The sequence below is a fragment of the Pseudomonas sp. B21-015 genome (assembly GCF_024749285.1).
GTDB lineage: Bacteria > Pseudomonadota > Gammaproteobacteria > Pseudomonadales > Pseudomonadaceae > Aquipseudomonas.
Window position 1 is genome coordinate 5,718,211 of record NZ_CP087196.1, and the last position, 20,620, is coordinate 5,738,830.

The 20,620-nt window shown below is 61.4% G+C and carries 18 protein-coding genes and 1 pseudogene; 11 read left to right on the top strand and 8 right to left on the bottom strand.

The features are described 5' to 3' along the window. Positions 1-116: 116 nt before the first annotated feature. Together LOY38_RS26185 and LOY38_RS26190 are read left to right on the top strand one after the other, a co-directional pair. The gene (locus LOY38_RS26185) at positions 117-1,082 is read left to right on the top strand and encodes a 2-oxoglutarate and iron-dependent oxygenase domain-containing protein (RefSeq protein WP_258697692.1); all 966 of its coding nucleotides are present in this window, start codon (positions 117-119) and stop codon (positions 1,080-1,082) included. Between the two features lie 81 nt (positions 1,083-1,163). After that, positions 1,164-2,117 carry an adenosine deaminase gene (locus LOY38_RS26190; RefSeq protein ID WP_019582307.1) on the top strand — a complete coding sequence of 318 codons (954 nt, stop codon included), beginning with the start codon at positions 1,164-1,166 and terminating at the stop codon, positions 2,115-2,117. 117 nt (positions 2,118-2,234) lie between these two features. On the opposite strand, the gene LOY38_RS26195 is transcribed toward LOY38_RS26190, so the two are convergent. The 3 genes from LOY38_RS26195 to LOY38_RS26205 all read right to left on the bottom strand — a co-directional run bounded on the left by LOY38_RS26195 (position 2,235) and on the right by LOY38_RS26205 (position 5,734). Next, on the bottom strand, positions 2,235-3,617 hold the full coding sequence (locus tag LOY38_RS26195) for an MFS transporter (RefSeq protein ID WP_258697693.1): 1,383 nt from the start codon (positions 3,615-3,617) through the stop codon (positions 2,235-2,237). 136 nt (positions 3,618-3,753) lie between these two features. Next, the gene (locus LOY38_RS26200; protein WP_258697694.1) at positions 3,754-4,488 is read right to left on the bottom strand and encodes a helix-turn-helix transcriptional regulator; all 735 of its coding nucleotides are present in this window, start codon (positions 4,486-4,488) and stop codon (positions 3,754-3,756) included. Positions 4,489-4,804: 316 nt separating this feature from the next. Then, on the bottom strand, positions 4,805-5,734 hold the full coding sequence (locus LOY38_RS26205) for a LysR family transcriptional regulator (protein ID WP_258697695.1): 930 nt from the start codon (positions 5,732-5,734) through the stop codon (positions 4,805-4,807). Positions 5,735-5,852: 118 nt separating this feature from the next. Here LOY38_RS26205 and LOY38_RS26210 point away from each other — a divergent pair, with 118 nt between their 5' ends. Both LOY38_RS26210 and LOY38_RS26215 read left to right on the top strand, forming a co-directional pair. Then, positions 5,853-6,866 (top strand): zinc-binding alcohol dehydrogenase family protein, encoded by a 1,014-nt coding sequence (locus LOY38_RS26210; protein WP_258697696.1) that lies wholly within the window; start codon positions 5,853-5,855, stop codon positions 6,864-6,866. A 268-nt stretch (positions 6,867-7,134) separates the two neighbouring features. Next, positions 7,135-7,305, top strand: a complete 171-nt coding sequence (locus LOY38_RS26215; RefSeq protein WP_258697697.1) for a hypothetical protein — start codon at positions 7,135-7,137, stop codon at positions 7,303-7,305. Positions 7,306-7,313: 8 nt separating this feature from the next. Here the strand turns inward: LOY38_RS26215 and LOY38_RS26220 are convergent, their stop codons facing one another. Together LOY38_RS26220 and LOY38_RS26225 are read right to left on the bottom strand one after the other, a co-directional pair. Beyond that, positions 7,314-8,510: a multidrug effflux MFS transporter gene (locus tag LOY38_RS26220; protein ID WP_258697698.1), complete on the bottom strand. Its 1,197-nt coding sequence runs from the start codon at positions 8,508-8,510 to the stop codon at positions 7,314-7,316. 109 nt (positions 8,511-8,619) lie between these two features. Beyond that, positions 8,620-8,817: a heavy-metal-associated domain-containing protein gene (locus LOY38_RS26225; RefSeq protein ID WP_258697699.1), complete on the bottom strand. Its 198-nt coding sequence runs from the start codon at positions 8,815-8,817 to the stop codon at positions 8,620-8,622. A 161-nt stretch (positions 8,818-8,978) separates the two neighbouring features. Between LOY38_RS26225 and LOY38_RS26230 the strand changes: the two genes are divergently transcribed. From LOY38_RS26230 to cueR, 3 genes are all read left to right on the top strand, one after another. Further along, positions 8,979-9,362 (top strand): hypothetical protein, encoded by a 384-nt coding sequence (locus LOY38_RS26230; RefSeq protein ID WP_258697700.1) that lies wholly within the window; start codon positions 8,979-8,981, stop codon positions 9,360-9,362. Between the two features lie 108 nt (positions 9,363-9,470). Next, entirely contained in the window at positions 9,471-11,864 is a 2,394-nt protein-coding gene (locus tag LOY38_RS26235; RefSeq protein WP_258697701.1) for a heavy metal translocating P-type ATPase, read from the top strand. After that, positions 11,861-12,274, top strand: a complete 414-nt coding sequence (gene cueR / locus LOY38_RS26240) for a Cu(I)-responsive transcriptional regulator (RefSeq protein ID WP_258697702.1) — start codon at positions 11,861-11,863, stop codon at positions 12,272-12,274. Before LOY38_RS26235 ends, cueR begins: the two co-directional genes overlap by 4 nt. Before the next feature lie 164 nt (positions 12,275-12,438). On the opposite strand, the gene LOY38_RS26245 is transcribed toward cueR, so the two are convergent. After that, entirely contained in the window at positions 12,439-13,332 is an 894-nt protein-coding gene (locus LOY38_RS26245; protein ID WP_258697703.1) for a PA4780 family RIO1-like protein kinase, read from the bottom strand. 436 nt (positions 13,333-13,768) lie between these two features. Here LOY38_RS26245 and LOY38_RS30430 point away from each other — a divergent pair. Further along, a pseudogene (locus LOY38_RS30430) lies at positions 13,769-14,857 on the top strand (cache domain-containing protein); the annotation flags it as partial. Between the two features lie 129 nt (positions 14,858-14,986). Then, positions 14,987-15,715 carry a methyl-accepting chemotaxis protein gene (locus LOY38_RS30435; RefSeq protein ID WP_408980642.1) on the top strand — a complete coding sequence of 243 codons (729 nt, stop codon included), beginning with the start codon at positions 14,987-14,989 and terminating at the stop codon, positions 15,713-15,715. Positions 15,716-15,817: 102 nt separating this feature from the next. On the opposite strand, the gene LOY38_RS26255 is transcribed toward LOY38_RS30435, so the two are convergent. Continuing rightward, positions 15,818-16,609, bottom strand: a complete 792-nt coding sequence (locus LOY38_RS26255) for a helix-turn-helix domain-containing protein (protein ID WP_258697705.1) — start codon at positions 16,607-16,609, stop codon at positions 15,818-15,820. Positions 16,610-16,693: 84 nt separating this feature from the next. Here LOY38_RS26255 and LOY38_RS26260 point away from each other — a divergent pair, with 84 nt between their 5' ends. Beyond that, positions 16,694-17,722 (top strand): bile acid:sodium symporter family protein, encoded by a 1,029-nt coding sequence (locus LOY38_RS26260; protein ID WP_258697706.1) that lies wholly within the window; start codon positions 16,694-16,696, stop codon positions 17,720-17,722. On the opposite strand, the gene LOY38_RS26265 is transcribed toward LOY38_RS26260, so the two are convergent. Then, the gene (locus LOY38_RS26265; RefSeq protein ID WP_258697707.1) at positions 17,723-19,000 is read right to left on the bottom strand and encodes an acetyl-CoA C-acetyltransferase; all 1,278 of its coding nucleotides are present in this window, start codon (positions 18,998-19,000) and stop codon (positions 17,723-17,725) included. 266 nt (positions 19,001-19,266) lie between these two features. Between LOY38_RS26265 and LOY38_RS26270 the strand changes: the two genes are divergently transcribed. Continuing rightward, positions 19,267-20,619, top strand: a complete 1,353-nt coding sequence (locus tag LOY38_RS26270; protein ID WP_258697708.1) for a 3-oxoacyl-ACP reductase — start codon at positions 19,267-19,269, stop codon at positions 20,617-20,619. The last annotated feature ends 1 nt before the right edge of the window (position 20,620 follow it).

Genomic DNA, 20,620 nt, shown 5'->3' on the forward strand with positions numbered 1-20,620 from the left:
GATGAGGCCATTACATTCAGCATCAATGTTGACTGTCAGTTCGCTATCGCGGGCAAGCCCGCTCCCACAGGGCTGTGCGGTGCTTTTTCAATCTGCGTACTCTTCAGGACAATCGCATGAACAGCCTCCCAATCATCGACATCAGCCCGCTCTACAGCGCTGATCAAAACGCCTGGAAATCAGTCGCCACACAAATCGACCATGCCTGCCGCGAATGGGGCTTTTTCTATATCAAGGGCCACCCGATCGCCCCGTCGCGCATCGACGCTGTGCTCGACCATGCCCAACGTTTCTTCGCCCTGCCCGCCACCGAAAAACTCAAGATCGACATCACCCAGACCCGCCACCACCGTGGCTATGGCGCCATCGCCACCGAACAACTCGACCCGAGCAAACCCAGCGACCTGAAAGAAACCTTCGACATGGGCCTGCACCTGCCCGCCGATCATCCCGAGGTGCTGGCGGAAAAACCCTTGCGCGGGCCCAACCGTCATCCGTCGATACCCGGCTGGAAATCGCTGATGGAACAACACTACGTCGACATGCAGGCCCTCGCCCAAACCCTGCTGCGGGCCATGACCCTGGCCCTGGGCATCGAGCGTGACTTCTTCGATAGCCGATTCAAAGAACCGGTGAGCGTGCTGCGGATGATTCACTACCCACCGCGCCACACTGCCACCTCGCAAGAACAGCAAGGCGCCGGCGCCCACACCGATTACGGTTGCATCACCCTGCTCTACCAGGATGCCGCCGGCGGTCTGCAAGTGCGCAACGTGCGGGGTGAATGGATCGATGCGCCGCCGATCGAGGGCTCCTTCGTGGTCAACCTCGGCGACATGATGGCCCGCTGGAGTAACGACCGTTACCTGTCGACGCCGCATCGGGTGATCAGCCCGCTGGGGGTGGATCGGTACTCGATGCCGTTCTTTGCCGAGCCACACCCCGACACGCCCATCGAGTGCCTGCCCGGCTGCCAGGACGAACAGCATCCGGCGAAGTATCCAGCCACCACCTGCGCCGAATTCCTGCTGTCGCGCTTCGCCGATACTTACGCCTATCGACGGGAACAGGAAGCTGTGTAATGAACCGGCTGGTCAGGTTTTGCTCATTGTTTCCACGGGCATCTGTAGAATGCCCTCATTGCACCTGATGAGATTTCAAAAATGTACGACTGGCTGAACGCTCTGCCCAAGGCAGAATTGCACTTGCACCTGGAAGGCTCGCTGGAGCCTGAGCTGCTGTTCGCCCTGGCCGAACGCAACAAGATCGCCCTGCCGTGGAGCGACGTCGACACCCTGCGCAAGGCCTACGCCTTCAACAACCTGCAAGAGTTTCTCGACCTGTATTACCAGGGCGCTGATGTGTTGCGCACCTCTCAGGATTTCTACGACCTGACCTGGGCCTACCTGTTGCGCTGTAAAGAACAGAACGTGATTCACACCGAACCGTTCTTCGACCCGCAAACCCACACCGACCGTGGCATCCCGTTCGAAGTGGTGCTCAACGGTATCGCCGCCGCGTTGAAAGATGGCGAGCAGCAACTGGGCATCACCAGCGGTTTGATCCTCAGCTTCCTGCGCCACCTGAGCGAAGACGAAGCGCAGAAAACCCTCGACCAGGCGCTGCCGTTCCGCGATGCGTTTGTCGCCGTGGGCCTGGACAGTTCGGAGATGGGCCACCCACCGAGCAAGTTCCAGCGCGTGTTTGACCGTGCCCGCCACGAAGGCTTCCTGACCGTGGCCCACGCCGGTGAAGAAGGCCCGCCCGAGTACATCTGGGAAGCCCTCGACCTGCTGAAAATCCAGCGCATCGACCATGGCGTGCGTGCCATCGAAGACGAGCGCTTGATGCAGCGGATCATCGACGAGCAGATCCCGCTGACCGTGTGCCCGTTGTCGAACACCAAACTGTGCGTGTTCGATCACATGTCCCAGCACAACATCCTCGACATGCTCGAGCGTGGCGTGAAGGTTACGGTGAACTCCGATGACCCGGCGTACTTCGGCGGGTATGTCACCGAGAACTTCCACGCGCTGTATACCGATCTGGGCATGACCCAGGATCAGGCCAAGCGTCTGGCGCAGAACAGCCTGGATGCGCGGCTGGTGAAACCGTAAGGTTCACCAAATAAACCTGTGGGAGCGAGCCTGCTCGCGATAGCGGACTGACGTTCAACATTGATACTGAATGTTATGGCCTCATCGCGAGCAGGCTCGCTCTCACAGGTATTGAGTTCAGCCGACGACCTCTGCCTCACTCAACTCTTCCAGCGTCTTGCCCCGGGTCTCCATCCCGAACATCCACACCACCCCCGCCGCAATCGCAAAGCACATCGCTCCCAACGCAAATACCCCGCCCTGCCCGGTTATCGGGAACACCAGCCCGGTCACCAATGGCCCGAGCAACGACCCCACGCGGCCGATGGCCGAAGCGAACCCCGAGCCCGTGGCCCGTGCCGACGTCGGGTACAACTCCGGGGTGTAGGTGTAGAGCACCGCCCACATGCCGAACAGGAAGAACTGCATCAGCAGCCCCGAGACGATCAACAGGCTGACGTTGCCGCCGAACACCGCGCTCTGGCCATAAAGAAACGCCATCACCCCGCCGCCGAGCATCGTCACAACGCACACCGGTTTACGCCCCCAACGCTCCACCAGCCAGGCGGCCATGAGGAAACCGGGAATCCCGCCGAGGGAAATCAGCACCGTGTAATACACCGACTGGGTCACGGCGAAGCCCGACTGTTGCAACAGCGCACTGAGCCAGGATGTCAGGCCATAGAAACCCAGCAAGGCGAAGAACCACACGCTCCAGATCATCATCGTGCGCTGGCGATACTGCGCCGACCAGATTTCCCGCAGCGCGGAAAAGAAGTTGCCCGGTTGACTCGCCCCCCGTGGCAGGCGAATCGGCTCAGGCAGATCCGAACACCCCAGTGAAGCCCGAACCCGGCCTTCGATGCGGCGCAAGACTTTGTCCGCCGCGTCATGATGCCCGGCCTGCTCCAGCCAGCGCGGCGACTCGGGGATGAAAAAGCGAATTGCCAGGACGAACACCGCCGGCACCGCCAACACCAGAAAAATGTCACGCCAGCCAATCACCGGCAACAGGAAATACGACAGCACCCCGGCCGCGACGAAACCAAGCGGCCAAAAACCGTCCATCAACGCGATGTAACGCCCACGGCGTTTGGCTGGAATCAGCTCTGACAGCATCGACTGGGCAATCGGAAACTCCATGCCCATACCGATCCCCAACAGGATTCGGAACAGCGTCAGCGTTTCGACATTCTGCGCCGTGGAGCACAGATAGCTGGCGATACCCCACAACACAATGCTCCACTGGAACACCGGTTTGCGCCCGAAACGGTCGGCCAGCATGCCCGACAGCGACGCGCCCACCACCATGCCGAAGAAACTCGAACTGGCCAGCAACCCGGCCTGCGCCGTGCTCAGGCCGAACTCGGTTTTGATCGAGCCGAGCAGAAAGGTCATCATCGCCAAGTCCATGGAGTCGAAGAAAAACGCCAGGGCAATGATGATGAAAATGATGCGGTGATAACCGCTGACAGGCAGCCGTTCCAGTCGTTCTGCCGCGCTGAAGCTACGTGTTTCCATGCCACATTCCCCCAATCCGAAAGTCCCCGGATCGAGTGTGCGTGATCGCGGTGGGGGGTTATTGCTGGATGCGACCTGTCCACAGCTCTGAACGACGCCTGAAACCCAAGATCCCGGACGTCGCACCTCAATGGCTCTAAAACGCCATTTCCAGCTCGGTTTCCTTGGCGAAACGATGGATTTCACGCTGCCCCGCGGCCGTGATCTGCAAGGCTCGCGAATCGTTGGGCAGGCTCAGCCAGCCGGACTGCATGAACAGCTGCAACAAGGCTGCGCCCAATGAGCCGCCCATGTGCGGACGTCTTTCGCTCCAGTCCGGGCAAGCGCAGGCCACTCTGCTGTCGCGATAAGCCAGCGCCTGAATGAACACACCGCGTGTTGCCAACTGTGTGGAACCCTTGTGAGTGATCATGACCCGCTGATCGAATTGCTCGATCCAGCCTGCATCCAGCAGACGCTGGTAGAGGTCGGCGGCCAGGGTGCCTCCCAAATGGTCATCGCAGAGCCTGGCCCGCAGCAGTGACGAAGGCGCCACCTGAGGTTTGGCGATAGGGCTCGTGCGTTTGAAAACATCTGGAATGTCCTGAGGCGTGCTGGCCAGAGTAGCGCTGGCCAGCGCTTCTATCGCGGCGCCGACTTCGGGCGCGGCAAGCCGGAAAAACCGCTTGCGCCCACGGGTTTCGACTTTCAACAGACCGCCGGTGGACAAGCGCCCCAAATGCGCACTGGCCGAAGACGGAGACAGGCCCGCCAGCAACGCCAGCTCCTCGGTATGCCGTGCCGAGCCGTCCATCAAGGCCCACATCATTGCGCTGCGCTTTGGGTCAGCCAGCAACGTGGCGATCTGGCTGATGCAAGGTGCATGTTCCATGTATTCACTCCCTGTTGAATCGTTTCGTCTACTGCTCAGAGACATCTTGACCAGTAATGTATCGTCGGCCAAAACGCGAAAACCGCCATAAACCGGGTAAAGACCCCCACTCACCCAGGCCATTGCTTCGCGGGTGCAGCGAAGGTCCGGTGAGGACCATGGGGGCTGACCGAATCGAACGTGAACTCGCCATTGCGAGATCGACTGTGCGTACATGAGGCGGGCGCTAGTATAAGCGGGTTAACCGCCGGTTCCTGCCCTCGGGAATCCCTTGGTGGTGATAGTTCCTGACAGAAATTTCGCTATTTGCCTGCGACTAATGATCGACACCCGATATCGCCGGAAATTGACTGCTTATCCGAGCGCATCGGCTGGCAAGCATTTCCCGCAAAAGGTTCACCGGCTTACTCAATTGTGCGCGATGGGCGCACAGCAAATTCAGCGGTGCGCGCTCACAGAGCAGCTCTGGCATTAACACGTTCAATCGACCGGCGAGCACATCGGCGGCGACATCGAGCCAGGATTTATACGCAATCCCCGCCCCCGCCACGGCCCACAGCCGCACCACATCGGCATCGTCACTGAAGCGATCGCCGCTGACGGTCAGGCTCACTTCGCGTTTGCCGTCGTGGAAACTCCAGTGATCGTGGACCCGGCTGCCGAGCATGAATAACAGGCAATTGTGCTGAGCCAGTTGCTCCAGATGCCGCGGTTCGCCATGCCGGGCCAGATAGCTCGGCGCAGCACAGAGCACGCGGCGGTTGTGCGGGGCGACAGGTAGCGCCACCAGGCTCGAATCTTCCGGCTCGCCGTAACGCAGGGCGATGTCCACCGGTTGGCGGAACAGGTCGGCGATGCGGTCACCGAGCAGCAAACGCACCGTGAGCCTGGGATGTTCACGCTGAAACTCGTCGAGCCATGGCAATAGCAAGTTGCGCCCGAAATCCGAAGGCGCCGACAGCTGCAAAATCCCGCTGACCTGATCCTGACCGCTGGCCAGCAAGCGGCGGCCCTCATCGAGGCTGCTCAAGGCGGCCCGGGCGTACTCCAGAAAGCCCTCGCCTTCGGCCGTCAGGCGCAGGCTGCGGGTAGAACGGGCGAGCAAGCGTGCGCCGAGCTGTTGTTCGATGCGTTTCAACGCCGCGCTGGCCACCGCCGCCGACATATCCATCCCCCGCGCCGCCGCCGACAGACTGCCCAGGTCCGCAGCCCGAACGAACAACTGCAAGTCATCGAAACGCAACATCGTCAGCCCCCATTATCAAAAAAATATTGAAAGAGACTGCTCTTTTAGCGGGTTTTATCTTGCAGAGAAATAACCAATCATCCTTCCCATCGAAATCATGCCTTCCCCGGAGCCCACCATGAAAGCCGTTGCCTACTACGCCTCCTTGCCAATCAGCGACGAAAAATCCCTGCAAGACATCGAACTGCCAGAACCGGTCGCCGGCCCGCGCGACCTGTTGGTGGAGGTCAAAGCCATCTCGGTCAACCCGGTGGATACCAAGATTCGCCAGAACATCCAGCCTGAAGGTGGCGTGGCAAAGGTGCTGGGCTGGGACGTGGCCGGTGTGGTCAAGGCCGTCGGTAGCGAAGTGACCTTGTTCAAGGCCGGCGACAAGGTGTACTACGCCGGCTCCATCGCCCGTGCCGGCGGCAACAGCGAGCGGCATGTGGTGGATGAGCGCATCGTCGGCCATATGCCGAAGACCCTCGGGTTCGCCGAAGCCGCCGCTCTGCCGCTGACCGCCATCACCGCGTGGGAACTGCTGTTCGAACGCCTGCAAGTGCATGAGGGCAAAACCGATGAAGGCCAGAGCCTGCTGATCGTCGGTGCCGCTGGCGGTGTGGGTTCTATCCTTACGCAACTGGCCAGCCAGCTCACCGGACTGAAAGTCATTGGCACTGCTTCCCGTGCGCAAACCCAGAGCTGGGTGCGTGACCTGGGCGCCGATCAAGTGATCAATCACAGCCATCCGCTGAGTGAAGAACTCAAACGTGCCGGGTTCGAGCATGTGACCCACGTCGCCAGCCTGACCCAGACCGACCAACACCTGGATCAATTGGTGGAGGCGTTGGCGCCGCAAGGCAAGCTGGCGCTGATCGATGATCCGAAGGCGCTGGACGTGACCAAGCTCAAGCGCAAGAGCCTGTCGCTGCACTGGGAATTCATGTACACCCGCTCGCTGTTCGAAACCGCAGACATGATCGAGCAGCACAAACTGCTCAACCGCGTCGCCGGGCTGATCGATGCGGGCACGCTGAAAACCACGGTCGGCGAGCACTTCGGCACCATCAACGCAGCCAACCTGCGTCGTGCCCATGAACTGCTGGAAAGCGGCAAGTCCAAGGGCAAGATTGTGCTTGAAGGGTTCTGAGTAGCAGCGCCTGCGCACCTGTGGGAGCAGGCTTGCTCGCGAAAGCGGAGTATCAGTCAACATTGATGTTGGATGTGATGGGCCCTTCGCGAGCAAGCCCGCTTCCACATTGGGCGCCGCGATCTTTTGCCGTCAGTCAGAGAGTTGACCTTTGTCACAATTGCGATCGTATTCGGGTCTACAATCGAACACTCTGCGAACAATCATTTATGTGATGTCTTTTACGAGACGTCTTTTGCGAGACGTCTTTTACAAGAGGAGATCAGCAATGAAGATCCTGATAAAAGAACTGGCAACATCCCGCTGGCAGGTCCGCCTGGATCAACATGCTGTGACGTTCCGCAGTGAAGCCGAAGCCTTGGCCTTCACTAAAACGCTTGAAGCGCGCCTGCACGCGCCCCATCAGTTTCCCGACCGTCAGCAGCGCGCTGCTGGCTGAGTCCGTCCTCAGACTTGGGCTTGCGTCAGCGCCCGAGCATTTTGCAAACGCTGGGTGAGCATCGCCACGCTCACCACCAGAATCCCGCACAGGCTGATGACCATGGCCATCGGCATGGCGCTGCCATCGTGCAAAACACCCAGCAATGCTGCGGCCCCGGCGGCGACGCTGAACTGCAGGCAACCGAGCATCGCCGAGGCGCTGCCCGCCCGCGCGCCCTGCCCGTTCATGGCGCAGGCCGAGGCGTTGGGCACAATACAACCCAGGCTGGCGATGCAGAGGAAAAGCGGGATCAACAACGGCCACAGGTGCATGGTGTGCAACGCGCTGACCGCCAACAGGGCCAGACCGCCCGCCAGGTAGAACCAGACGGTACGCGCCAGTAAAAAGGCCGGACCGCGCTTTGCCAGCAACCGTGCATTCAACTGGGCTACTAGAATGAATCCCGCCGCGTTAATGCCGAATAGCCAGCCGAAATGCTCGGCCGGCACACCATAGAGTTTGATGAACACGAACGGTGAACCGGCGATGTAGGCAAACATCCCGCCGATGGCGATACCACCGGTCAGGGCGTGGCCAAGGAATATCGGGTCCGCCAACAACCGACCATACTGGCGCAGCGCGCCCGACAACGGTTGGCGCGGCACATGGGACGGCAAACTTTCCGGCAGACCGAGGGCCACGGCCCCCCCTACCAGCGCACTGAAACCGGTCAGCACGAGAAAGATCGACTGCCAGCCCGTCGTGTTGACCAAGAACCCGCCCAGCATCGGCGCAAGGATCGGTGCCAGGCCCATCACCAGCATCAGCTGCGAAAAGACTTTCGCCGAACCCACCGCATCGCATTTATCGCTGACCACGGCCCGGGAAATCACCATGCCCGCGCAACCGCCCAGCGCCTGGACGAAACGCGCGCCAATCAGCCACTCCAGATTCGGCGCGTAAGCGCAGGCCAACGAGGCTGCGGTGAACAAGCCGACGCCTGTCAGCAAGGGGATGCGTCGCCCAAAGCGATCCGCTACAGGGCCATACGCCAGTTGACCAATGGACAAGCCGAGGAAATAGGCCGCCAGGGTCAGTTGAACGTGTTTTTCGTCGGTACCGAAAGCGAGCGCCATTGCCGGAAATGCCGGCAGGTAGAAATCGATCGCCAGCGGACCGAAAGCGCTCAAGGCGCCGAGAATCAGGATTGTGCGGAAGTTCATCAGGCGTCCAGGTTGGGCATGCAGGTTAGCCATGGATCGGCAGGCTGACAGTCTAGCCGGGCGTGGACGCCTTGAACATTCCGTTAGGTCGCTAACTATTAAAAATAACTTAGACCTGTTTTACGCCGTAACCCTCTTCGGTGATGGCGGCGATCACCTGATCGGCCGTCAGCGCACTTTCTACGCCGACTTCTTTTGTCGCCAGATCGATACGCACGCTGGCCGCCGGATCCTTGGCTTGCAGCGCCTGAGTAATGGCCTTGACACAGTGACCGCAGGACATGCCTTCAACATTGAACACTTGCATGGGACGTCTCCTTGAATGAAGCCCTTTCATGAGGGTTGTGTGCAGTCTCGAGCTTGCCACCATGGCAAGGTCAAGTTCTAAAGTGAGCTGCCGGGCTGGCAATCAGCGCCGCGCTCGGCCAAGCTGCGTCCATCTATGACTCGACATCAGGAGATTCAGCCATGCGCTGGTCAGTTCTCAGCCTGTTTGGCTTCCTCAGCCTCTTTGCCGCGACACCTTCGGTCCAAGCCGCCGGGGAGGACTACGGCGTGCTGATCATTTCCCGCGAGCGCCTGGAAGTGTCGACTTCCTGCGAAATCGGCGTGTACATCCAGGATCAGTTATCGGGGCGCCTGTTCCAGGAACAGAGCACCTCGTTCAACCTGCCGCCGGGCACTGTGTCCCTGCGCCTCAAACTGCTGCCGGGCCAGGCGCCGGGTTGCAACCCGGGCATGCTCGCGCCGGGGTCGCAGAACATTACGATCAAGGCCGGGGATGTGTTGAAGTTCCGGATTGCGATGACGCAGGAAGGGATGTATCTCAAGCCTGCGGCTCTCGGGTATTGACGCAAGCCCGCTCCCACATTTGGTCTGCGGCGACTTGTAGACTGGCGCTTGACCTTAACCGCATGGCAAGGTTGATCCTGTAGGCAATTTCTACAGGGAGCGTGACCGATGTCCGAATCCACCACCTTCGATCTGCCGATCGCCGGCATGACCTGCGCCAGTTGTGCCGGGCGTGTCGAGCGCGCCTTGAGCAAAGTCATCGGCGCCACGGCCGTCAGCGTCAACCTGGCCACCGAACAGGCCCGGGTTCAAGCGCCCAGTGACAGCCTGCCGGCCTTGATGGACGCGGTGCAACAGGCCGGTTATAGCGTGCCGCAGCAGAGCCTGGAATTGAACATCGACGGCATGACCTGCGCGTCCTGCGTCGGCCGCGTCGAACGGGCGCTGACCAAGGTGCCGGGGGTGAAGACTGTCAGCGTCAACCTGGCCAACGAACGTGCGCACCTCGAACTGCTCGGCCAGGTCGACCCGCAAACCTTGATCGGCGCCGTGACCAAGGCCGGTTACTCCGCCAGGGTCTGGGAAGTCGAACACCCGCAAGCCGATAATCAACCACAACGACTGCACCGCGAGCGCTGGGCCTTGCTCGCGGCCATCGCCCTCGCCTTGCCGCTGGTGTTGCCGATGCTGCTGCAACCTTTGGGCGTGCACTGGATGCTCCCGGCGTGGGTACAGTTCGCGTTGGCCACACCCGTGCAGTTCATCTTCGGCGCACGCTTCTATGTCGCGGCGTGGAAAGCCGTCCGCGCCGGCGCCGGCAACATGGATTTGCTGGTGGCCCTGGGCACCAGTGCCGGTTACGGCTTGAGCGTTTACGAATGGGCCACCGCCGTCGGCCGCCTGCCGCACCTGTATTTCGAAGCGTCGGCGGTGGTGATCGCCTTGGTGTTGCTGGGCAAATACCTGGAAAGCCGCGCCAAACGCCAGACCACCAGCGCCATTCGCGCCCTCGAAGCCTTGCGTCCGGAACGAGCCATTCAGGTAATCGATGGCCGTGAGCAGGAGGTTGCCATCAGCGCTTTGCGCCTCAACGATCTGGTCATGGTCAAACCCGGCGAACGCTTCCCGGTGGATGGCGAGGTGATGGAAGGCCAAAGCCACGCCGATGAAGCCCTGATCAGCGGCGAAAGCCTGCCGGTCCCGAAACAACCGGGCGACAAAGTCACCGGGGGCGCCATCAATGGCGAAGGTCGTCTGCTGGTTCGCACCCTGGCGCTCGGCGCGGAAACCGTGCTGGCGCGGATCATCCGCCTGGTCGAAGACGCGCAGGCGGCAAAAGCGCCGATACAGAAACTGGTGGATAAAGTCAGCCAGGTGTTCGTGCCTGCGGTGCTGCTGATCGCGCTGGCGACTCTGGTCGGTTGGTGGTTGTACGGCGCGCCGCTGGAAACCGCGTTGATCAACGCCGTGGCGGTGTTGGTGATCGCTTGCCCTTGCGCACTCGGCTTGGCCACGCCGACGGCAATCATGGCGGGCACCGGTGTGGCTGCGCGCTACGGGATTCTGATCAAGGACGCCGAAGCCCTGGAGCGCGCCCACGAAGTCAGCGCGGTGGTGTTCGACAAAACCGGCACACTGACCTCCGGCACTCCGCGTATCGCGCATTTGAGCGCCATCGAGGGTGATGAAACCGCCTTGCTGCAAATGGCCGGCGCTCTGCAACGCGGCAGTGAGCATCCGCTGGCCAAGGCGGTGCTGGATGCCTGCGCCGAACGCGGCTTGACCGTGGCCGATGTCGGCGACAGTCAATCGCTGACCGGACGCGGCATTGCCGGCAGCCTCGATGGTCGACGGCTAGCCCTGGGCAATCGGCGTCTGCTGGAAGAAAGCGGCCTGAACGCCGGGCCATTGGCTGACTCCGCAACTGCCTGGGAAACCGAAGGCCGGACCCTGTCCTGGCTGATCGAACAAAGCCCCGAACCACGAGTGCTGGGCCTGTTCGCCTTCGGCGACACGCTCAAACCCGGCGCCTTGCAAACGGTGCAACAACTGAGTGCACGGAACATCAGCAGCCATCTGCTGACCGGCGATAACCGCGGCAGCGCCAAGGTCGTCGCCGAGGCGCTGGGCATCCGCGACGTGCACGCCGAAGTACTGCCGGCGGACAAGGCCGCCACCGTCGCCGAACTTAAAAAGACCGGCGTGGTGGCGATGGTCGGCGATGGCATCAACGACGCGCCGGCCCTTGCCGCGGCAGACATCGGCATCGCCATGGGTGGCGGCACCGACGTCGCCATGCACGCCGCCGGCATCACTCTGATGCGCGGCGACCCACGGCTGGTACCGGCTGCGCTGGAGATCAGCCGCAAGACCTACGCGAAGATTCGCCAAAACCTGTTCTGGGCCTTCGTCTATAACCTGATCGGCCTGCCACTGGCGGCATTCGGCTTCCTCAACCCGGTGCTGGCCGGCGCGGCCATGGCGTTGTCGAGCGTCAGCGTGGTCAGCAATGCGTTACTGTTGAAAACCTGGAAACCCAAAGACCTGGAGGACAACCGATGAACATTGGCCAAGCGGCCCGGCAGAGCGGCCTGAGCGCGAAGATGATCCGCTATTACGAGTCCATCGGCCTGCTCAAGGCGGCCCTTCGTACCGACAGTGGCTACCGGGTCTATGGCGACGACGACCTGCACACCCTGGCGTTCATCAAGCGTTCTCGGGATTTGGGGTTCTCGCTGGAGGAGGTCGGCAAACTGCTGACCCTCTGGCAGGATCGCCAGCGGGCCAGTGCCGATGTGAAGGCGCTGGCCCGTCAGCACATCGACGAGCTGAACCAGAAGATTCGCGAACTCGGCCAACTGCGCGACACCCTGCAAGACCTGGTGGAACACTGCCATGGCGACCACCGCCCAGACTGCCCGATCCTCAAGGAACTGGCGTCGGGCTGCTGCGCCGAACCCGCCCTTTCCTGAGCGCGCGCCCTTCACCGGGGGATGGTGTGAACACGGTTTCACTTACACCAATAATCTAGTGTGGGGGCGGGCTTGCTCGCACACATTGGATCTTCGCCAAATTCTGGCTTTCGGTGACCGTTTGAACGAAAAACCCGGCCGAAGCCGGGTTTTGGGTCAACCGTTCACTGCATCCACGGTGGAGGCGGTTCTTCGGTCTTGCTCGGTGGCGCATCGTCCGCCGCCCGAACCGCTTGGCGACGCTCTTCATCGAGACGGGCCGCCTCGATCTCGCGCATGATCCCGCCCACGTCCGCCAGCTCTTCCGGCTCGTCGAACTCGCCAGTCAAGACACTGGCCGGGTGCAAGGTGCCGGCTTCGTACAACGCCCACATTTCCTTGGCGTACTTGGTGCGTTTCAACTCCGGCGCAAAGCGACCGAAGTACGACGCCATGTTGCCCACGTCCCGCTCCAGCATGCTGAACGCGTGGTTGTTGCCCGCCGCGTCCACCGCTTGCGGCAAATCGATGATGACCGGACCGGTCGGCGTCAGCAGCACGTTGAACTCGGACAGGTCACCGTGCACCAGACCGGTACACAGCATCAGCACGATTTGCGAAATCAGAAACCCGTGATATTCGCGCGCCTGGTCCGGCTCCAGCACCACGTCGTTCAGACGCGGCGCGGCATCGCCGTACTCGTCGGCCACCAGCTCCATCAGCAGCACGCCTTCGAGGAAGTCATACGGCTTGGGCACCCGCACACCGGCACTGGCCAGACGGAACAGCGCCGCCACTTCGGCGTTCTGCCAGGCGTCTTCGGTTTCCTTGCGGCCAAACTTGGAGCCCTTGGCCATCGCGCGAGCCTGCCGGCTGTTGCGCACCTTACGGCCTTCCTGATACTCGGCCGCCTGACGGAAACTGCGTTTGTTCGCCTCCTTGTAGACCTTGGCACAACGCAGCTCGTTGCCGCAGCGCACCACATAAACAGCTGCTTCTTTACCACTCATGAGTGGGCGCAGCACCTCGTCGACCAGACCGTCCTCGATCAGGGGTTCAATGCGTTTGGGAGTCTTCATCAGCTTTTATTGTGGGTCCTTTATTACCAAACACGCGAAAGTCATTCGTTATACGGCAATCCTCTCATTCGGGGGAGGGGTTGCCGACCTATGAACGTTCCCATGAACATCAAGAAGCACACAATGTGCCGGAATAATCGGGCACAACCCATTGAGCGCTCAGGATCATAGCCGAGCCTGCGCCACTTGTTGATGAAGGGCTACAGGGGCATTTGCGACAGAATCTGACACGTGGATCCCGACCCTTCGCCGTTTTTTTCTCGACAGACCTAAATTTCCACGTTCCTCAGCCGAAGTCATTAGAGAGAAAAGGATTTGTCCGACAATCGCCCCAACGAGGGCGAACCCAAGGATTGGGCTATCAAACGTTTTCGGCTGCCAATAATCCGCGAGTCATCTGCACTGCGTGGGCCTACAAGAAAAAACTGGAGCGCGGATGAACATCAAACAGAAGTTGACCTGGGCGTTTGCAATCATCGCCTGTTTGCCCGTGGTGCTGGTCGCCACCCTCGTGGTGCTGAACTTGCGCAGCGATGCCAAGGATAATTTTGTCGACGGCAGTGGTCGCGAGATTCGTCAGGTCAGCAATGCCATGCAACTGTTCTTCGACGGCATCAGCCAGAACGTCGATTACCTGGCCACCCAACCGCTGATCAAGAACTCCGACGACAGCCTCAAGACCTACATGAGCGCCAACGCCGAGAGCATTCCCCAAGGCGAGATGGACAAAAAAGTCTTCGCCCTCCTCCAGGACCTGGGCAACAGCCACCCGGCCTACGCCTATGCCATCCTCGGCACCGCGGCGGGCGGTTACGTGTCCTGGCCGGACGATGCGAAGCTGAGCAATTACGATCCGCGCCAGCGCCCGTGGTACAAAGCGGCCCAGGCCAAACCGGGCAAGCCGCTTCGCACCGAGGCCTATTACTGGGCGCAGGATGACGCGACGTACGTCAGCACCGTGCGCACCATCGATAACAAACTGGGCACCAACGGCGGCGTCGTCAGCATCGACGTGACGCTCAAGCAGCTCACCGAAATCGTCAAACAGATCAAACTCGGCGAAACCGGCTACCTGATGCTGGTGGAAAACACCGGCGCGGTGCTGGTCGATCCGAAGCAACCGGAACACAACTTCAAAACTCTGAGCAGCCTCGGCGACGGCTACGCGCAACTCGCCAAGGCCGGTAAAGGGCTGGTGGAAGTCGAGCTCAATGGCGAGCGCTACATGGCCAACGTCTGGCCGTCGGAGCAACTGGGCTGGACCTTTATCGGCCTGATCAAGCAGACCGACGTGATGAGTTCGGCCACTCAACTGACCTGGCTGATCGCAATCATCGCAGCGGTATTGGCGGTGTTCTTCGCCATCGTCGGCGCCAGTTTCGCCAGCCTGATCGTGCGGCCGATTCGCAGCGTGGCCAGCGGTCTGGAAGGCATCGCCCAGGGTGAAGGCGACCTGACCAAAAACCTGCACATCCGTGGCAGTGACGAAACCGCGCAACTGGCCAACTGGTTCAACCAGTTTCTGGCGGCGATTCGCAACCTGATCCAGAGCATCGGCGGCGCCGCGACCAAGATCCTCGCCACCTCCCAGAGCTCGACGCAAGTGTCCAGCGACATGGCCGAAGCCGCCGGGCGTCAGCGTGAAGCGGTGGACATGGTGTCCACGGCATTCCACGAAATGGTCGCCACCGCCAACGAAGTCGCGCGCTCTTGCAGCCAGGCTGCCGAGTCGGCCGACAGCGGTCAGCGCCAGGCGCGTGAAGGTCAGCAGCAGATCGATGCCGCGGTGAGCAGTGTCGATCGCTTGAGCCAGGAAATCGAACAGTCGGCGCAGTCGATGCAACAGCTTGAGCGCGATAGCAACGACATTCAGTCGATCCTCGGGACCATTCGTTCCATCGCCGAACAGACCAACCTGCTGGCACTGAACGCCGCCATCGAAGCGGCCCGGGCCGGTGAACAGGGTCGTGGTTTTGCGGTGGTGGCGGATGAAGTTCGCGCCCTGGCCAAACGGACTGCCGATTCCACGGCGGAAATCGACGGCCTGCTGGGCAACCTGGCCAAGCGCACCAGCCAGGTGACGCAGCAGATGCATGCGAGCCTGGAGGTGTCTCAGCAATCGGTGACCCGCATCGGCGAGGCGCGCAACAGCTTCGGGCAGATTCGTGAGTCGGTGGATGTGATTCGCGACATGAACACTCAAATCGCCACGGCGGCTGAGGAACAGCATCAGGTGGCCGAAGACATCAATCGCCACATCAGCCAGATTCATGGCGATGCGCAGTTGGTGGCGGAGCTGGCGAACTCGGCGCGCCTGGATTCTCAGAGCCTGGCGGGGTTGTCGAATGAGCTGGACGGGTTGGTTCGACGGTTCAGAACCTGATCCAATATCCCGGTGGCCGCTTCGCGGCCAATCGCGAGCAGGCTCGCTCCCACAAGGACAGCGCAAAACCCTGTGGGAGCGAGCCTGCTCGCGATGAGGCCTTCACTGCCTAAACAATTCGCCGGGGGTAAATCCGAACAGCCCCTTGAACGCCGCAATAAACGCCGACGTCGAGTCATACCCGCAAGACAGCGCGGCATTGGTCACGCTGTCTCCCTCCTCCAGCAAACTCAAGGACGACAGCAGCCGCATACGCTGCCGCCAGCCTCTAAAACTCAACCCGGTTTCACGCTGAAACAAGCGCATCAGGGTTTTCTCCGACGTGCCCAAACGCTCGGCCCATTCCTGCAAGGTCACCGTGCGCTCGGGGCTTTCGATCAGCTCGTTGCACAAGCTCAGCAAACGCTCATGCCGGGGCAGCGGCAGGGAAAACCCCACCTCCGGCAGACTCGCCAACTGATCCAGCAGCACACCCACCAATCGCGCCTCCTGGCTGTCGCCCTGTGGATATTCCACGGGAAGCAGGCAAAAGCGCTTGATCAACTCCCGCGCCAATGGCGTGACTTCCAGCACCCGGCAACGCCCGTCCGCCCATTGGCAGTCCTCGCGACGTACGTACAGGCTGCGCATTTCGGCCCGCATCGAGGTCACGACCTGGTGCTCGAGATCCGCCGGAATCCAGATGCCCCACTGCGGCGGCGCAAAGAAACTGCCCTCGGCGGTGTGCACGCCGAGAACGCCGCTGATGGCGTAGGAGAACTGCACCCAATCGTGACGATGTGGCGGCGTCCACGAACCGGCGTTCAGACTTTCCGCCCGCGCATACAACGGGCGCGGCAACACCGTCAGCGCCGGGATGGTCCGCTCGAGGGAAAGTTGTCCGTTAGTCGGCATTGATTGGCCTTATGTCGCAAGACGGCTGATGGGGCCGACGTTAGGCTAAGTCATCAATTCTTACAAATGTATTCGGTGCCGGTTATGCATGCCTTCAAACACCTCAAACGCGTGGTCACCGACTGGTTCTTGTGCGGCATGCTGATCGCCACGCTGCTGGCGTATGTCTTCCCGAGCTTCGGCGCTACCGGCGGCGGGATGCACGCGGAGTACGTGATCAACATCGGCGTGTTTCTGGTGTTCTTCCTGCATGGGGTCAACCTTTCCAGCGAGCAGATCCGCCACGGGCTGAAAAACTGGAAGCTGCACGTGATGGTTCAAACCTTCACCTTCGCGGTGTTTCCGTTGATCTGGCTGCTGAGCGACAAGCTGCTGGGCTCACACATTCCATCACTGCTGATGCTCGGTTTCCTCTACCTCTGCGCCCTGCCCTCGACCATTTCCTCCTCCGTGGCCCTGACCGGCAGCGCGGGCGGCAACGTACCAGCGGCGATTCTCAACGCGAGCCTGTCCAGCGTGCTGGGGATTTTTTTGACACCGTTGCTGGTGAGTTTCGTGGTCGGCAGCGGCGCGGGTGGTATTGACCTGGGTTCAACCCTGCTCGACCTGTGCGCGATGTTGCTGTTGCCGCTGGTGCTCGGGCAATTGCTACGGCCGTTGCTGGGCAAGTTTTTCGCTCGGCACAAACGCTACACCAACATTGCCGACAAACTGGTGATCCTGCTGCTGGTGTACTCGGCGTTCTGCAACTCGATGGTGTCGGGGATGTGGCAGAAACAAGGCAACAGCGTGATTCTCACTGCGCTGATGGGCAGTGCGATGTTGCTGGCGATCATTCTGTGGATGACCACCCGCACCGCCCGTGCGCTGAGGTTCAGTCCCGCCGATGAGATTGCCGCGGTGTTCTGCGCCAGCAAGAAATCCCTGGCGGCCGGCGCGCCGATGGCGGCGCTGATCTTCGGCGCCAACCCCGGCCTTGGGTTGATCCTGCTGCCGATCATGATCTATCACCCGTTGCAGTTGATCGTCTGCTCGGTGATGGCCGAGGGTTACGCCAACCACCACCGGGAACTGGCCGCGCAGCACAACGCGGCGGAGCCCAATCCTCAATAATCAGCGCTCGATAATCGCCGTCACGCCCTGACCGCCGGCAGCGCAGATCGAGATCAACCCTCGGCCCTTGCCCGCGGCGTCGAGCAGCTTCGCCAGGTTGGCGACGATGCGCGCACCGGTGGCGGCAAACGGATGCCCGGCGGCCAGTGAACTGCCCTTGACGTTCAAGCGGCTGCGGTCGATGGAGCCCAGCGGTGCGTCGAGGCCGAGGCGGGTTTTGCAGTACTCCGGATCTTCCCAGGCCTTCAACGTGCACAGCACCTGCGCGGCGAATGCTTCGTGGATTTCGTAGTAATCGAAGTCCTGCAAGGTCAGGCCATTGCGCGCCAGTAAACGCGGCACCGCATAGACCGGCGCCATCAGCAGCCCTTCGGCACCCTTGACGAAATCCACCGCCGCCGCTTCGCCGTCACGCCAATAGGCAAGAATCGGCAAACCGCGCTCTTTCGCCCATTCCTCACTGCCCAACAGCACCACCGACGCGCCATCGGTGAGTGGCGTGGAGTTGCCTGCGGTCAGGGTGCCCTTGGCACTTTTCTCGAAGGCCGGTTTGAGTGAGGCAAGTTTTTCCAGGGTCAGCTCCGGGCGCAGGTTGTTGTCCCGGGTCAGGCCGAGGAACGGCGTCATCAGATCGTTGTGCCAGCCTTCGGCGTAGGACGCGGCCAGTTTCTGATGGCTTTCAAGGGTCAGCCGATCCTGCTCGTCACGGGGGATGCTCCAGGTCTGGGCCATCATTTCACAGTGTTCACCCATCGACCGGTGGGTGCGCGGCTCGCCGATGCTTGGAAAGTCGGGCATCAAGTGTCGGGGACGCAGTTGCAGGAAGGTTTTCAGTTTGTCGGCGGTGCTTTTGGCGCGGTTGGCCTGCAAGAGGATCTTGCGCAGGCCTTCGTTGACGCCGATCGGCACGTCGGAAGCTGTGTCGACACCGCCGGCAATGCCACATTCGATCTGGCCCAACGCGATTTTGTTCGCCACCAACAACGTCGCCTCCAGCCCCGTGCCACAGGCTTGCTGGATGTCGTAGGCCGGCGTCGTCGGCGACAACCGCGAGCCCAGCACGCATTCTCGGGTCAGGCCGTAATCGCGCAAATACTTGAGCAACGCCCCGGCCGCCACTTCGCCCATGCGCACACCGTGCAGGTTATAGCGCTCGATCAGGCCTTCCAGCGCTGCGGTGAACATCGCCTGGTTACTGGCAGTGGCGTACGGCCCGTTGGACCGGGCAAAGGGGATACGGTTACCACCGATAATCGCGACGCGGCGCAGCTGAGTCATGAAAAAGCTCTCCTTCCTGATATTCAATTGTGAATACATATCCCTGTGGGAGCGGGCTTGCCCGCGAAGGGGCCGGCTCATTCAACATCTCTGCTGACTGACACACCGCTATCGCGGGCAAGCCCGCTGCCACAGGTTCTGCACTCCCCGAAAGTCCCGTTACAAACTAACCTGCAATGATCAAGCGTAGGCCTTATCTCGTGGCCCGAACGACTAATTGCCATTCGTGGTCCACACTTTCAACCCCGGCTACTGGAGCGTAATCCATGTCTGATCGCTATATCGACTTCGCCAATTCGTCCATCGGCCATCGCGTGGTCGGTGCCCTGGGTCTGCCGTCGCCGGTACGACTGGAACGCTGGCAAGCAGGCCGGCTGCGGCCTATCGAGGGTGCCCTGTTGATTGGCGGTGGCCCATTGGCGGAAAAAGTCAGCACTCTCGCCAACCGCCTGACCGACACGATTTACAGCTACGGCACCGACCCTACCCTGGCCACCGCGTGGATTCCCGGCCACGGCCAGAAACTCAAAGCCGTGGTGTTCGACGCCAGTGACCTGGTGCAGGTCGATCAGTTGAAACAGCTGCGCGAGTTTTTCCAGCCGCTGATGAAAAACCTCGATCACCATGCACACCTGGTGATTCTTGGCCGGGCGCCAGAGACCTTGAGCGACCCGTTTGCCGCCAGCACCCAGCGAGCCCTGGAAGGTTTCAGCCGTTCGCTGGCCAAGGAACTGCGCAGCGGCGGCACCTTGCAGCTGATCTATGTCGGCGAAGGGGCCGAAGATCAACTGGAAGGCCCATTGCGGTTTTTCCTCTCGCCCAAAAGTGCCTTCATTTCCGGGCAAGTCTTACGCTTGAAGGCGTGTGAGGCGCAGGTGATGGACTGGACTCGCCCCTTGTCAGGGCGCAAGGCACTGGTGACGGGCGCGGCCCGTGGCATCGGCGCCTCGATCGCTGAAACCCTGGCCCGCGATGGCGCCGAGGTGATCCTGCTCGACGTGGCGCCGGCCAAAACCGATCTCGACGCCCTGGCCGCACGCCTCGGCGGGCGCGGCATCACTCTGGACATCTGTGCCGAAGACGCCGCCACGCAACTGATCGAACACTTGCCGGACGGCGTCGACATCGTGGTCCACAACGCGGGCATCACCCGAGATAAAACCCTGGCCAACATGACCCCGGAATTCTGGGACGCGGTGCTGGCGGTCAACCTCAACGCGCCGCAAGTATTGACCAAGGCTTTGCTCGACAGCGGCACCTTGCGCGACAACGGCCGAGTGATCCTGCTGGCGTCCATCAGCGGCATCGCCGGCAATCGCGGGCAAACCAACTACGCCGCGAGCAAGGCCGGGTTGATCGGCCTGGCCCAGGCCTGGGCGCCGCTGCTGAGTGAGCGCGGCATCAGCATCAATGCGGTGGCGCCCGGGTTTATCGAAACCCAAATGACCGCGCACCTGCCCTTCGGCGTACGCGAAGCCGGGCGGCGCTTGAGTTCGTTGGGCCAGGGCGGGCTGCCGCAAGACGTCGCCGAAGCCGTGGCCTGGCTCGCGCAACCGGGCACCGGAGCGTTTAGCGGGCAAGCGCTGCGTGTGTGCGGGCAAAGCGTTTTGGGAGCCTGAC